At 32.7% G+C, this 17,418-nt stretch carries 2 protein-coding genes; both read left to right on the top strand.

Features of this window, described 5'->3' with window-relative positions; all coding sequences use genetic code 11:
• The first annotated feature begins 35 nt into the window (after positions 1-35).
• Positions 36-1,415: an aminotransferase family protein gene (locus OIU83_RS09245; RefSeq protein ID WP_264205967.1), complete on the top strand. Its 1,380-nt coding sequence runs from the start codon at positions 36-38 to the stop codon at positions 1,413-1,415.
• Complete coding sequence (locus OIU83_RS09240; protein ID WP_264205966.1) at positions 1,396-17,337, top strand: non-ribosomal peptide synthetase; 15,942 nt, start codon at positions 1,396-1,398, stop codon at positions 17,335-17,337. Before OIU83_RS09245 ends, OIU83_RS09240 begins: the two co-directional genes overlap by 20 nt.
• The last annotated feature ends 81 nt before the right edge of the window (positions 17,338-17,418 follow it).

Raw genomic sequence — 17,418 nt, 5'->3', positions numbered from 1 at the left:
TACAGATAAATAATTAACCATTAAATTAAAAAGTTATGATTAAATCATTAATACAATCTATGGCAGTATGCCCGGATATGAATAAAGTTTATCCTAAAATTGATTACGGTAAGGGAGTATATATATACGATCAAAATGGTAAAAGATATTTAGACGGTTCATCAGGAGCTTCATCAGTTTCTAATATAGGACATGGCCGTAGCGAAATTGCTGATGTAATTCACGAACAGGTTTCCAAAATATCTGTTTTACCTACACATGCTTTTAGTTCAGGAGTTGTAGAGAATTATTTAGATCGCCTTGTCTCTTTTGCACCAGCAGGATTTAGTAAAGCCTGGACAGTTATGAGTGGGACAGAAGCAGTGGAGAGTGCAGTTAAACTAGCTTTGCAATTTCATCAGATAAGAGGAGATTTTGGTCGCTACAAAGTTATCTCGAGATGGAATACATATCATGGTAATTCTGTTTTTATGCTGGATATTGGAGGAATGAAGATAAGACGAGAGCTTTATAGTCAATGGCTTAATAATTTTCCTCACATTTCTCCGGCTTATAATTACAGAAGACCTGATGGGTTAAGTGAAGAAGAGTTTGTTCAAAGCTTACTTGTAGAATTTGAAACAACTATAGTTAAGGAAGGTCCGAAATCAATAGCTGCATTTGTTGCCGAACCTGTTATCGCCTCTGCTATGGGAGCAGTTCCTCCTCCAGCGAATTATTTTGTAGGGATCTCCAGAATATGTAAAAAATACGGGATATTATTTATAACAGACGAAATATTAACAGGTTTTGGAAGAACCGGTAAAAATTTCGGAATGGATAATTTTGATGTTGTTCCGGATATAATTGCGGCAGGAAAAGGGATGAGTGGTGGCTATTTTCCTTTGTCAGCAGTAATTGCATCATCGCATGTTACTCAACCTTTTGTAGATACAAAAACGACATTTCTTGGAGGTTATACTTTTGCTTGTAATCCGGTTGGTTGCGCTGTGGGGAATGCTGTAATGGATATTTTAGAAAGGGAGAATATCATTGCAAATGCTCAAAAAATGGGTGCTCTGTTTCTTGAAAAACTAAAAGTATTAAATGAGTTTGAAATTGTAGGAGATATTCGTGGTGTTGGATTATTATGCGGTGTTGAAATCGTACAAAATAAATATACAAAAGAACCATTTCCAGCATCGTTGGCTATTTCAAAATTGATAGGCGAAAAAGCGATTAAAAAAGGAGTCGTTTTATATCCAGGAAGAGGTTCTGTAGATGGTCTGTTAGGAGATCACCTTCAAATCACGCCACCGTTGGTAATTAATGAAGAACAATTAGATGAAATTGTCGATGTATTAAAAGAATGTCTTAAAGAAGTAATGTCTGAAATCAAAAAAACTACAGTAAGTTATGAAAGTATTGAGTCTTAATAAAGCTAAAACAGAAGAGTTTTTAAATCGTTTTTTAAATGAAAATCAAAATTCTGATTCAAATCCGTTTTTTGGAGGAATCCATTTAAAAAACGAAGAAGGCAGATCTCACGTTAAATTACAGCTAGAGATAAATGATATACAAAAAATACAGGAAATCTGTAATGGATCTGATATTTTGATATATAATTTTTATTGCTGTGTTTTAAGTATTTTGCTTCATAAATATGAAGAGACTTCTTTTTTTATTTCGCCTTTATCTCAGTTTGAAGAGTATGCAGAGAGCAATAACCAGTTTTTTGTTTTACAATATCAATTGGATAAATCCGAAAATTTTAAAAGTATTTTTTCTGCAAGTAAAAACTCTTTGTTAGAATCGATAGAAAATAGTTTTGATTTCGAAATTTTCGACGATTCTTTTTTAAACTTTGAAGACTTTAAAAATAAAATTTCGTTTGGTATAAGCATAAACGAAATAAACAACGATATCCTGGATATTGTTAAAACCCAGTTTGCTTTTGATTTTAAAAGTGACAACCCATCATTGGACATAACTTGTAAAGGAGAAATAATCGACAATGAGTTACTACATATTTTTGGAGATAATTTTAATAAATTACTGAATGAAACACTTCAAAATTTATACGAACCTATAAGTAATTTAGAATTTAGGGGTAATAAAGAAGAACGTATTTTAAGTCAGGTTAATCAATGGGAAACTAATTTTTCATTAGATAAAAATATTGTTGAATTGCTTATTGAGCAGTGTGAAAACCAAAGCGATAAAATTGCAATTTCGAACAATGACCAAACAATAACTTACAAAGAATTAAATCAACAAACCAATAGGCTGGCGAGATATATTCAGAATCAATTTGCAGCTGGAAAAGATGATCTTTTTGGTATAATGTTATCTAGATCGATCAATATGGTCAGCGGAATCTTTTCTGTTTGGAAAGCTGGAAGTGCTTATGTACCTGTGGCAACAAATCTGGGTGATGATGCGCTTCAGCATATTATTGAAAATTCAAATCTAAAAGCTATAATTACAGATGATCTTAACGTTCTAGAACAACTTAAAGGATTATCTATTGAAATCCCGGTGATTGATTTAAATATTATTAATGAATTTGTAAATGAATTATCAGATCTTCCCTTAAATGTGAAAATTGGAGATGAAGATCTCGCTTATGTAATTTACACTAGTGGATCAACCGGTAAACCAAAAGGAGCCATGATTGAACATTACGGGATGTTAAATCATATTATGGCTAAAATTACAGAAATGGGCATAGATCAAAATAGTATTGTTGCTCAAAATGCGCCACATACTTTTGATATTTCTGTTTGGCAATTTTTTGCACCATTGGTAGCCGGTGGTACAAGTATAATATATGATGAGGATACAATTCTGGAGATAAATGAATTTGTAACCAGAATAACAAACGATAAAGTTACGTTATTAGAATTGGTGCCTTCTTATCTATTGGAAATGCTCAATTATATCGAAAGTGAAGATAATAAAGTAGCATTGTTCCTAAACATCTTGATCTTAAATGCCGAAACTTTAACAAAAGGTATGGTTAAAAGATGGTTAGATGCTTATTCAAACATTCCGATTGTAAATACATATGGAGCTACCGAAGTTTCTGATGATATGTCGCATTTTATTATGCATGATGTTCCTAAAAGCTATTCGGTTCCGGTAATGAAGCAACCGATACAAAACTTTGAGGTTCATATTCTTGACGAAAACAGGGAAAGAGTTCCTGTAGGAGTTAAAGGAGAAATCTATTTGGCAAGTCCTTGCGTGGGAAGAGGTTATTTTAATGATGAAAAACGTACAAAAGAAGCTTTTCTGAAAGGCCCGATAGAAGGGATTACAAATCAGGAAAGAATATACAAAACTGGGGATCTTGGAAGATTTATGCCTAATGGAACGATGGAATTCATAGGTAGAAATGACAATCAGGTTAAAATACTAGGACATAGAATAGAATTAGATGCGATAGAAAATATTACGGCCGAGATTGCTACTGTTAAGAGCGTTAAAGCGATTGCTCATACAGACAAGCAGATGATTGTTTTGTATTATGTTTCGGATTTTGAAATTGATAAAGCTTTTATGGAAGGCGAAATTTTAAAAAAGCTTCCTAAATATATGCTTCCATCGGCTTTCATACATATGTCAAATTTTCCATTAACTAAAAATGGTAAAATTGATAAAAACCGACTACCATCCGTTAAATTAGAAGACTTAGCGACAAAAGAATATGTTGCACCACAAAACGAGACCGAAGAAAAATTGGCAGTTATTTGGCAGGAAGTTCTAAAAGTTGACAGAATTGGAGTGACAGATAATTTCTTCGAGTTAGGTGGACATAGTTTGTTGGCTGTTAGAACAATTAATAGGATTAAAAAAGAATTAGGATTAAATACTTCAGTAAAAACATTTTTCGAAAATCCAACTATAGTTTCCTTATCCAAACTATTAAAAGAAGAACAATATATTCAAATTGAAAAATCAGCAATACTTAATTCCTATCCCTTAACGGCTTCTCAACACAGATTTTGGGTATTGAGTCAGGTTGGAGATGCTTCTTTAGCCTATAATCTATCGATGCCACTTCAATTTAAAGGAGAATTAGATGTGTCAAAATTTGAAGAATCTTTTCTTTTCTTAATCAACAGGCATGAATCTTTGCGTACTTCTTTCCAATTGGATGAAAATGGTCAAGTGCGTCAGTTCATTACTTCAATGGATGATTTAGATTTTAGTATTAATTATATTGATTTAAGTTCAGACATTGAAAAAGAAATAGCTGTAGCAGCCTATTTAGCGAAAGAAAATGCAACGACTTTCAATTTGGAACAAGCACCTTTACTTCGAGTTTCTCTAATTAAAGTAGCAGATCAGGAATATGTATTCTTCATGACCATGCACCATATTATTGGCGATGGCTGGTCATCTGTCGTATTATTTAAAGAAATGGTATCGATTTATAATTCATTGATTGAGTCTAAAGAGATAAACTTGCCGGAACTAAGAATCCAGTATAAAGATTATGCAGGATGGTTAAATAAGGAATCGCAGCTAGAGCATTATAAAACATCAGAAACGTATTGGTTAAATCAATTTTCGGGTTCACTTCCTGTAATGGAATTACCTGGGTATAAGAAACGTCCTTTGGTGAAAACTTATAACGGAGATTACTTGAGTTACCAATTTCCTAATGGATTTACAGAAAAACTAACAGCTTTTTCTCAAAAACATGATGTTACTTTATTTATGACATTAATGGCAGGAGTTAATGCTTTACTAAATAGGTATACGGGACAAGAAGATATTATTATTGGATCTCCAATTGCCGGAAGAGAGCACTCTGATTTAGAAAACCAAATAGGACTTTACCTAAATACATTGGCTTTCCGCACGAAAACAGATAAAGATTTCAATTTCTTAGACTTATTACGTCATGAAAAAGAGGTAATATTAGGTGCTTACGAGCATCAGGGATATCCGTTTGATGAACTTGTAGACAACCTGGAATTGAAACGAGACAGCAGCAGATCTGCGTTGTTTGATATCATGGTTGTACTACAAAGCCAGTCGAAACTTAATAATTTTGAGAACGATAAATTGTTAGGACTTGAGATTAAGGAACAGGAAGTGACTCATAAAAAGGCTCAGTTTGATTTAATCTTTGCCTTTATGGAGACAGATGGTCTTTTGTTAGGTATCGAATACAATACTGATATTTATGAATCGTCTTTTATAGAAAAAATATTTACTCATTTTGAGCAGTTACTGAGCATAATGATAGCTGAACCTCAGGCTAAGATTCAGCATATTGATTATTTAAATTCTGAAGAAAAACAACGTCTTTTAGTTGATTTTAATAATACTCAAGTTGATTATCCAAGAGATAAAACGATAGTAGAATTATTTGAAGAACAGGTACAAAAAACACCGGATAATATTGCTGTTGTTTTTGAAGGCAGGGAAATTAAGTATAAAGAACTAAACGATCTATCGGATCATTTGGCTTATTCTCTAAAAAAGAATTACAAGATTTCTAAAGGCGATAAAATTGGAATTCATTTAACTAGAAGTGAATGGCTAGTGGTTGCAATCTTAGGAATTTTAAAATCTGGAGGAACTTATATTCCAATAGATTCTGAATTACCCAATAATCGTAAAGCTTTTGTATCAGAAGATACTGTATTGACATTATTAATAACAGAATCTGCTTTTACACAGGATTTAGATTTCTACAACGGGAATGTTTTGTTTATCGATACAGAATTTAACCCATTTCAAGAAGATGTGATTTTAGATAAAATTAATTTAGATCCAACAGATTTAGCCTATATAATATATACTTCAGGATCAACAGGTCTGCCAAAAGGAGTTATGATTGAACATAGTTCATTGACTAATTATCTTGTTTGGGCCAAGGAATATTATTTAGATAAAAATCTAAGAAATACTGATTTTGGATTGTTTACTTCGATGTCTTTTGACTTAACCATTACAAGTTTCTTTTTGCCATTAATAAGTGGAGGATGTTTAAATGTTTTACCATCAAGCGATTCTTTTCAAAATTTATTAGAGAGCTACTTTACCAGCGATATGTCTTGTGTTAAACTAACTCCTGCACATATAAGCGTTTTAGGGAATCTAGGTATTCAATCTAGTAAAATCCAGCTTGCAATTGTTGGGGGAGAAGAGCTTCAGGAAGATCATGTAAGAATATTGAAAAATATAAATCCAGACATTAGGATTGTTAATGAGTATGGTCCTACAGAATCTACAGTAGGTTGTACTATATACGAGCCACAGTTTGTAGAAGCAGAAATTTTAATAGGACGTCCTGTAGCCAACACAGCAATTTACATTCTAGATGCACTTAATAATTTACAGCCGGAGGGCGTAATGGGAGAAATCTGTATTGGCGGATCAGGTTTAGCCAAGGGTTATTGGAACCGTCCAGAACTCACCTCAGAGAAGTTCATATCAAACCCATTTGAAGCAGGAAGCAGTTTGTATAAAACAGGGGATTTAGGTAAATGGCTTGCAGATGGTAATTTGGTTTATTTAGGCAGAGTAGATGACCAAATAAAAATTAGAGGACATAGAATAGAATTAGGAGAAATCGAAAGAAATCTGTCTTCATTAAACGGAGTGAAACAATCTGTAGTCGTGGCCCATGTTAAGGACGGGGATAAATTTTTGGTAGCCTATTATGTTTCGGATGCTGTCTTGGACAAAAAAGCACTAAAGTCCGAATTGGGCAAAGTTCTGCCGGAATATATGTTACCTGGTTATTATATTCAACTGGATGTTATGCCACTGACAAGTAATGGTAAGATCGACAGAAAATCACTTCCTGAAGTTAGAGCAGAAGATTTGATTAAGACCGAATATATAGCACCGCGTACTGCAGAGGAGAAAGTTCTTGCTGGAGTATGGTCAGAAGTTTTAAAATATGAGGAGATTGGTATAAAAGACAGTTTCTATAATTTGGGTGGTGATTCGATTAAATCTATATTAATAGTTTCGCGATTGAAGCAACGAGGATTTCTGATAAAAGTGGATCAAATATTACGAAATCCGGTATTAGAAGATTTAGCACTTTTAATAGAAGTTAGCATTACAGTTGTAGATCAATCCGAGGTTACAGGAGCATCGGTATTAACACCAATTCAGCATTACTTTTTTGATAATGAGACTTTACCGAATAAGAATCATTATAATCAGTCTGTATTATTAAAAAGTAAAGAAGAACTTGATACAAGAGTTTTAGCAGCTTGTATAAGCATGCTTGTATCGCATCATGATGCCTTGCGTATGGTTTATAAAGAAGAATCAGAGGGCTGGGTTCAGTATAATGAAAATTCTAACGAGCTTCATTATAAAATTGATTTTTATGATTTAAGATCAGAATCAGATGAATTGTTATCGCTCAATGATATCGGCGACGAATTGCAAAGCAATTTTGATATTAGTTCTGGCATTTTATTTAATATAGGTCATTTTAGGCTTTCAGATGGTGATCGCGTAGCACTTATCATTCATCATTTGGTTATTGATGGTATTTCATGGCGTATTTTGTTAGAAGATTTGTCTACATTATACCTTGCGTACCAATCAGGAAATTCAGCAAATCTTCCGTTAAAAACAGATTCTTTCCAGCGTTGGGCTTCGTTACAACAGAACTTCGCCAAAGGATATGAAATGCAGCAGGAAAGACCATATTGGGATGGCATTTCTAAGGCAGGCATTTCGCAGCTACCTTCAGATTACATAAATGCTGTAAAGTTTTCTAATATTGATAAAAGAAATGGTTTTGTGCTTGATAATTTACAGACCGAAAAATTACAGACACAGGTTCATCATGTTTATAAAACCGAGATTAATGATTTGCTTTTAACAGGCTTAGGCTTGGCTATTGAAGAAGTTTTCGGGGTTAGCAAAAGCGCCGTTAAGATGGAAGGTCACGGTCGAGAGGAAATCATCGACGGGGTTGATATTGGTCGTACTGTTGGTTGGTTTACCAGTGTTTATCCTTTTATTCTGGATGTTTCAGGAGATAAGGCATTAATATCTGTTAAGGATTCTTTGCGTAAAATTCCAAATAAAGGTATCGGTTATGGTATTTTAAATTATCTGGATGCCCCTTTTGAGTCGTCTTTAGTTCCAAGTATTCAATTTAATTATCTGGGAGATTTTGGATCTAATGCCGGAGGATCTCAAGATGAAGTTATGTTTGAGTTTGCTTCAGAAAACATAGGATCTTCAGTAGATATTACCAATATGCAAAGTACCATTTTACTGGATGTTTCAGGGATGATGGTTGCTGGAGGTTTGAGTATGTCTATAGGGTATTCTGGAGAAAGATATTCAGAAGAAACAATAGAGAAGCTAACACGAGCATATGAAAATCAGTTGAAAAACCTTATTACAGAACTTTCAAAGGAGAAACAATCCCAATTAACTCCTTCTGATTTAACCTATAGAGATTTATCTATTGAAGAATTACAACAATTAAATAAAGATAATAGCGTAGAGGATATTTATGAATTATCTCCATTACAGCAAGGTTTTTATTACCACTGGCTTGCAGATTATTCTAGTCCGATGTATTTCGAACAAATGGCTTATGCAGTAAATACAGAAGAATTGTCTGTAGAGAATAGCAAACAGGCATTTAGGGATTTAATTTCAAGATACTCTATTCTAAGAACTTCATTTACCAATAATTTTGGTGATCAACCACTGCAAATTGTTCACAAAGAAGTAGAAAGTGATTTTTCATATGAAAAAATGGAAAAAACGGAAGGAGAAACTGTCGAAGAATATATTGAGAGAATAAAAGCGGAAGATATTGCCAAAGGATTTGACTTAGCACAGCCTTCTTTAATGAGATTAAAAATTGTTGAGGTAGAAAAAAATCGCTATGTATTTATTTGGAGTTACCACCATATCTTGATGGACGGCTGGTGCATGAGTATTCTAATTAACGAATTTAGTAGTATTTTAAATGCTATTTCTGTAAATCAAAACATAAACTTACCTAATCCATTAAAGTATTCAGACTACATAAAATGGCTTTCAAAAATAGACCAACAAGAATCATTAGACTATTGGAAAAATTATTTAAATGATTTGAAAACAGTTGTTGATCTTCCTTTTAAACAAAAAAAGGAAAGTTCTACAAGCTTCGATATTAAACATTTTAGGTTTAACATAGAAGGAGAACTATATCAAAACGTTATAAGTTATTGCCAGGAAATAGGTGTAACGCTTAATGTATTTGTTCAAGGTGTTTGGGGCTATTTACTTTCAAGATATAATAATACAACAGATGTTGTTTTTGGTACAGTGGTTTCGGGTAGACCTGCTGAATTGATAGGAGTAGAGACCATGGTAGGATTGTTTATCAATACAATTCCAGTAAGGGTCAAGTATAATAATGGAGAAACACCAAAAACATTATTGAAACAAATTCAATCAAATGCAATTGGAAGCTCATCACATCATTATACCAATTTATCTGAAGTGCAGTCTCAAAGCGATTTAGGAAGCGAATTGATAAAGACCTTACTTACTTTTGAGAATTATTTTGTTCAGGAAATAGAAGAGAACACAAATAAAAGTCTGAGTAACCAAAGTAATTATATAGAAAATGTAACTGTTTTTGAACAGACAAATTATGATTTCAATATCATTGCAACTCCTTCTGCAGCAGCCTTAAAAATAGATTTTGGCTATAATTCTGAAGTTTTAGATAAATCGCTAATTGAAAATCTTTCATTCAACTTTTTAAAGATAGCATCAGAGTTCAGTAAAAAAGATAATCTTAATCTTAATGAAATAGATTATTTATCAGATAAAGAAAAACAACAAGTTTTATTAGATTTTAATGATACGTTTTTTGAGCATTTAGAGGATAAAACTGTAATTGATTTATTTGAAGAACAGACAGATAGAACTCCTAATAAAATTGCTGTACGTTTTAATGATATAGAATTAACTTATAGAGAGCTTAATGAAAAAGCAAATCAATTTGCGCATTATTTAATTGAAAGTTACGAAATACAGACAAATGACATAATTGGAATAAAATTACAAAGAAGTGAAATGCTCATTGTTTCAATCTTAGGAGTTTTAAAATCTGGAGGAGCTTATGTTCCAATTGATCCAGGGTATCCCGAAAACAGGATAGAATATATTGAAAAACACAGCAAGTGCAAAATTGTAATTAATGATACGTATTTACAATTCTTTGAAGAAGTAAATGAACAATATTCAAAAGAAAATGTAAGTATTAAAGATTTATACGACAACTTAGCTTATGTTATTTATACTTCAGGATCAACGGGTAATCCTAAGGGAGTAGCAATTGGACATAAATCATTATTTAATTTTATAATAAGTATTCAGCATAAACCAAAAATTGAAGAGAATGATTATTTATTTTCAGTTACAACACAGTCTTTTGATATTTCAATACTTGAATTTTTTAGTCCTTTAACGATTGGTGCTTCTCTTTATGTTGCGAGTGAAGAACTTTTAGCCAATCCATTAGCGGTTGTAAAAACATTAGAAGATTTGAAATTAACTATAATTCAGGCAACTCCCAGTTTTTATGAAATGCTTTATAATGCAGGATGGAAAGGAAATAAATCAATAAAAATTTTATGTGGTGGTGACTTATTAAGTGAAATATTAGCACAAAAATTATTAGAAACAAATGCTGAATTGTGGAATATGTACGGACCAACAGAAACAACTATCTGGTCTAGCTGCAAAAAAATAACAAAAGCGAACGAAGCTTCTAATGTAGGAAAACCTATTAATAATACAAAGATTTATATACTTGATCAATTTATGAAAAATCTTCCTATTGGTTGTCCCGGAGCGATTTATATAGGTGGAGAAGGGCTAGCAAAGGGCTATTTCAGAAATCAGGAATTGACTGATGAAAAATTTATTAAAAGTCAGTTTGATCAAAACAAAAAAGTATACAATACTGGAGATTTAGGGTGTTGGAATGAAAAGGGTGAAGTAGAATTCATGGGACGAAATGACAATCAGGTAAAAATAAGAGGTCATCGTATTGAATTAGGAGAAATAGAGATTAGTTTGCTGAACTTTTCAAATGACATCAAACAAGTAGTAGTTGATGCAAAAGAAGTAAATGGAGATAAAGTTCTAATAGCCTATTATGTTTCAGTATCAGAAATTAATAAGTCAGATTTACGCCAGTATTTAATACAGCATCTTCCGGAATTTATGGTGCCTGGCTTTTTTATATCATTGCCTAAGATTCCGCTAACATTTAATGGTAAGATTGACAGGAAAGCATTACCAGATGTGTCAGGAAAGGATATTATAAAGAAAAAATATATAGCACCAAGAAATGAACAAGAAGAGAGTCTGGTAATGATCTGGCAGGAAATCCTAAAAGTTGATAAAATTGGTATAACAGATAATTTCCTAGAATTAGGAGGGCATAGTTTATTGATTGTAAAAGTAATTAATAGGATAAAAAAAGAATTAATATCAGATGTTTCTGTAAAGGTATTTTTTGAGAACCCTACAATAGAATCTTTATCAAAAAAATTAAGAGAAGGGCAGTATTTCCCAATCTCGAGAGTAGCCAAACAAAATTCATATGCTGTAACGGCTTCTCAACAGAGATTTTGGGTATTAAGTCAGTTCGAAGATACTTCTTTGGCATATAATATGCCTGTAGTTTTAAAGCTTAAAGGAGAATTGGAAATTTCAAAATTTGAAGAATCTTTCCTTTTCTTAATCAACAGACATGAGGCTTTGCGTACTTGTTTCAAATTGAATGAGGCAGGGCAATTAAGTCAGTTTATCACTTCGATGGATGATTTAGATTTTAGCCTTAACTATGTCGATTTAAGTTTAAGTACTGAAAAAGAAGTAGCTGTAGAGTCCTATCTTGCTAAAGAAAACAGTATTGCCTTTAATTTAGAGAAAGCACCTTTAATTCGTGTTTCGCTAATTAAAACTGGAGATGAGGATTATGTTTTCTTCATGACAATGCACCATATTATAGGAGATGGGTGGTCATCGGAACTTTTGGTTAAGGAGATGGTCACTATTTATAACTCATTGATTCAGGCAAAAGAGGTAGACTTACCAGAATTATCAATCCAGTATAAAGATTATGCAGGATGGTTAAATGAAGAATTGCAGCAAGAGCATTATAAAACATCAGAAGTATATTGGTTAAATCAATTTTCAGGTTCGCTTCCTGTAATCGAATTACCGGGGTTTAATAAACGTCCTGTAGTTAAAACCTATAATGGAGATTCTGTTAATTATCAATTTTCAGATACCTTTTTAGAAAAATTGAAAGATTTTTCTAAAAAACAAGACCTTACTTTATTCATGACTTTAATGACAGGTATCAATACGCTGTTAAGTAGATATACAGGTCAGCAGGATATTATTATAGGTTCACCAATTGCGGGCAGAGAGCATCCAGACCTAGAAAACCAGATAGGGCTTTATCTAAATACTTTGGCTTTGCGCACGCAAATCGATAAGGATTTTAATTTTCTCGATTTATTACGTCATGAGAAACAAGTTATATTGGATGCTTACGAGCATCAAAGTTATCCGTTTGATGAACTTGTAGAAAAACTGGAATTGAAGCGTGACAGCAGTAGATCGGCTATGTTTGATATTATGGTTGTACTGCAAAGTCAGTCAACTCTCAATAGTTTTGAAAATGATAAATTATCGGGATTAGAAGTTTATGAGTATGAGACCAGTACTAAAGTGGCTCAGTTTGATATGACTTTTACGTTCATTGAACAAGATAGTTTAAGATTGAGTATTAATTACAACACCGATATTTACGACTTATCGTTTGTAGAACAAATAGCAGTTCATTTTGAGCAATTGGTTAGCAGGATGATAGATGAGCCTGAGACAAAGATTCAGCAAGTTGATTATTTAAGCACCAGAGAAAAGCAACTTCTTTTAATCGATTTTAATAATACTGCTGTTGCATATCCTGGAGATAAAACAGTAGTTGCGTTATTTGAAAAACAGGTAGAAGAAACACCTGAACATATTGCCGTTGTTTTTGAAGATAGAGAAATTACCTATAAAGAGCTTAACGAAGAGGCGAATGAGCTTGGTCATTATTTAAGAGATAATTATCAGATTCAGCCCGATGATTTTGTTGGAATCAAATTAGGAAGAAGTGAGAAATTAATCATTTCTATCTTAGGAATTCTAAAATCAGGAGGTGCATATGTTCCTATCGATGCCAATTATCCGCAGGACAGAATAAAATACATTGAAGAGGACACACGTTGCAAAATAATTATTGACGATAGCCAATGGAATCTTTTTAAGTCATCTAAAGTAGAAAATAAGAAAGGAAATCTTCCTTTAGTGAATTCTCCAAAAGATTTAGCTTATGTAATTTATACTTCTGGAACAACAGGTAATCCTAAAGGAGTTATGGTGGAACACAAAAGTGTCGTAAGACTGGTAAAACCCGGATCTTATTTTCTCTTAAATGAGAGTAAGATACTTTTAAGTACTGGAGCGATTTCTTTTGATGCTACCATAATAGAATATTTTGGTACATTATTAAACGGTTCAAAATTAATAATTGCAAAGCAGGAGAGTCTTTTAGAAATTGCTACCTTAAAAAGTATCATTAACAAGAATAAGGTTAATTGTCTCTGGATGACAGCCACATGGTTTAGCCAGATAGCCGATAGCGATATTAGCGTTTTTGAAACTATTGAACATCTTATTGCTGGTGGTGATGTTGTTTCTCCTGCACATACAAAAAAACTTTTTGATGTATATAAAAGCATAAAAATAACTAATGGATATGGACCTACAGAAAACACAACATTTTCATTAACACACAAAATCAGTTACAGCGATACTACTTCTATTCCTATAGGTAAACCTATCGAAAACAGTACAGCATATATTTTAGATGACCATCTTCAGCCTGTTCCGGTTGGGGTTTCGGGCACATTATATGTAGCGGGAGATGGTTTATCAAGAGGTTATCTAAACAAGCCTGAATTAACAGCCGAAAAATTCATTGAAAACCCATTTGTTCAAGGTACAAAAATGTACAACACTGGAGATTTAGCAAAATGGCTGCCTAATGGAGATGTAATTTATTTGGGAAGAAATGATGATCAGGTAAAAATAAGAGGGCATAGAATAGAGTTGGGCGAAATCGAAAGAAATATTGCTAATATTGAAGGAATAAGCCAATCTGTTGTAGTTATAAATGAAAAGGATAGTGATAAATATATTGTAGCTTATTATGTTTCGGATAAGAAAACAGGCAAGAAAGAAATTCAGGAATCTTTATTAAAAAAACTACCTGATTATATGTTGCCTAGTTACTATATTCAAATCGATTCGATTCCGTTGACATCAAATGGAAAAGCAGACAGAAAATCACTTCCTGAAGTTAGAGCAGAAGATTTGATTAAGACCGAATATATAGCACCGTGTACTGCAGAGGAGAAAGTTCTTGCTGGAGTATGGTCAGAAGTTTTAAAATATGAGGAGATTGGTATAAAAGACAGTTTCTATAATTTGGGTGGTGATTCGATTAAATCTATATTAATAGTTTCGCGATTGAAGCAACGAGGATTTCTGATAAAAGTGGATCAAATATTACGAAATCCGGTATTAGAAGATTTGGCACTTTTAATAGAAGTTAGCACTACAGTTGTAGATCAATCCGAGGTTACAGGAGCATCGGTATTAACACCAATTCAGCATTACTTTTTTGATAATGAGACTTTACCGAATAAGAATCATTATAATCAGTCTGTATTATTAAAAAGTAAAGAAGAACTTGATACAAGAGTTTTAGCAGCTTGTATAAGCATGCTTGTATCGCATCATGATGCCTTGCGTATGGTTTATAAAGAAGAATCAGAGGGCTGGGTTCAGTATAATGAAAATTCTAACGAGCTTCATTATAAAATTGATTTTTATGATTTAAGATCAGAATCAGATGAATTGTTATCGCTCAATGATATCGGCGACGAATTGCAAAGCAATTTTGATATTAGTTCTGGCATTTTATTTAATATAGGTCATTTTAGGCTTTCAGATGGTGATCGCGTAGCACTTATCATTCATCATTTGGTTATTGATGGTATTTCATGGCGTATTTTGTTAGAAGATTTGTCTACATTATACCTTGCGTACCAATCAGGAAATTCAGCAAATCTTCCGTTAAAAACAGATTCTTTCCAGCGTTGGGCTTCGTTACAACAGAACTTCGCCAAAGGATATGAAATGCAGCAGGAAAGACCATATTGGGATGGCATTTCTAAGGCAGGCATTTCGCAGCTACCTTCAGATTACATAAATGCTGTAAAGTTTTCTAATATTGATAAAAGAAATGGTTTTGTGCTTGATAATTTACAGACCGAAAAATTACAGACACAGGTTCATCATGTTTATAAAACCGAGATTAATGATTTGCTTTTAACAGGCTTAGGCTTGGCTATTGAAGAAGTTTTCGGGGTTAGCAAAAGCGCCGTTAAGATGGAAGGTCACGGTCGAGAGGAAATCATCGACGGGGTTGATATTGGTCGTACTGTTGGTTGGTTTACCAGTGTTTATCCTTTTATTCTGGATGTTTCAGGAGATAAGGCATTAATATCTGTTAAGGATTCTTTGCGTAAAATTCCAAATAAAGGTATCGGTTATGGTATTTTAAATTATCTGGATGCCCCTTTTGAGTCGTCTTTAGTTCCAAGTATTCAATTTAATTATCTGGGAGATTTTGGATCTAATGCCGGAGGATCTCAAGATGAAGTTATGTTTGAGTTTGCTTCAGAAAACATAGGATCTTCAGTAGATATTACCAATATGCAAAGTACCATTTTACTGGATGTTTCAGGGATGATGGTTGCTGGAGGTTTGAGTATGTCTATAGGGTATTCTGGAGAAAGATATTCAGAAGAAACAATAGAGAAACTAACACGAGCATATGAAAATCAGTTGAAAAACCTTATTGAAATGCTAGCTTTAAAGTCAGTAAAAGAAATTACAGACTTCAATGAACTGCCATATATAAAGACTGGTGTAGAATGGTCTTATGGTGATTTAATGGAGCTATCTCCTAATCAGAAAAGATTCTATAAATATGAATATTCTTGTGTGACGATGAGGGATAAGATGAATAATTTTAACAAAAATACTTTCGAACAAGATTTTAGAGTTTTCCTTTCAGGTTTCCCTGCTTTAAACTTGAAATATGAAACAATTGATGATAAAGTTTTTCAGAAATATATACAGCCTACAGATGTAGAATTACAGATATTAATTACAGATGTTTCTCTTATGAATGAGGAACAAGTCTTAAAAATAACAGATGAATTCTTAAAAAAACCATATGATTTAGTAAATGGACCTCTTATTAGATGTTTGGCTTTACAAGAAGACCCTTCTGGCAGTACTGCAACGATCACTATAAAGATACATCATTCCCTATTAGACTACTATTCGGTAAACAGAATTTACGAAGAGCTTTGTAATTATTTTCAGGGAGGAAAAATACAAAATAGTTATTGTCATCCATTTGATTTTATAGTAAAGAAAGCAGAATTCTTATTGTCTGAGCAAGGATTAAAAGAAAGAAAGTACTGGACAGACACATTAAAAGAAACGCCTTTGTATGATAATGAAATTAACCCAGGTACAGAAACTGTGAATGTAATACAGGAGACAGTTATTTCGGATGAAAGGTTTATAAATATCAAAGAAATGGCGAAAGAGAATAATATCCCCGTAAGTGCTTTTTTCATTGGGTTTTATGAAATGATTTTGAATACCCTCAACTTGGATAAAAGAGGGCTCTATAGTTTTATGGTAAATGGAAGAGAACAAGAAGTTGAAGGTATGGATATCAATAACATATTGGGCGTAACGGATAATGCTCTGCCTCTTTCATATAAACAAGGAGATATTAATATGGATTTAGAATCTATTCTGGAAATTTATATCAGTTATCTTAGAAATAGAACTTATCAAAGTGTCCCTTATGAAACAATTAGGAAAGATACATTAGAAGCTACAGGATATGATATTGATGAAAATATGAATGGTTATCTTAATTTATATTTAAAGGAAGGTTCTGTAAGTTCGAAGAACGCATCTAATCAAAAACTTAATGCTTATCAGGATGATTTACTGGTTTTTTATGGAATCAATCTTGAGTGCGAAATATACAAGGATGGTGTTTATTTCAGTTTAATGTGTCCAAAAGATATTTATGAAAAAAACCGCGATTTAATTTGTCTTGACAGTCTTATACAAGATTTATTAAAAAGAATTGAGGTTAGTCAGAATTCTGAAATTAATACATTTTAATGCTACAAACTTTTATTATAAAATACTATTCATGCTGTTTCTTAACAGAATGGCATGGATTGGTTTTTATACTCGAATATT

The organism is Flavobacterium shii, assembly GCF_025847235.1.
GTDB lineage: Bacteria > Bacteroidota > Bacteroidia > Flavobacteriales > Flavobacteriaceae > Flavobacterium > Flavobacterium shii.
Note: the sequence above shows the minus strand (reverse complement) of the source record. Positions and strands in the feature narration are given on the sequence as shown.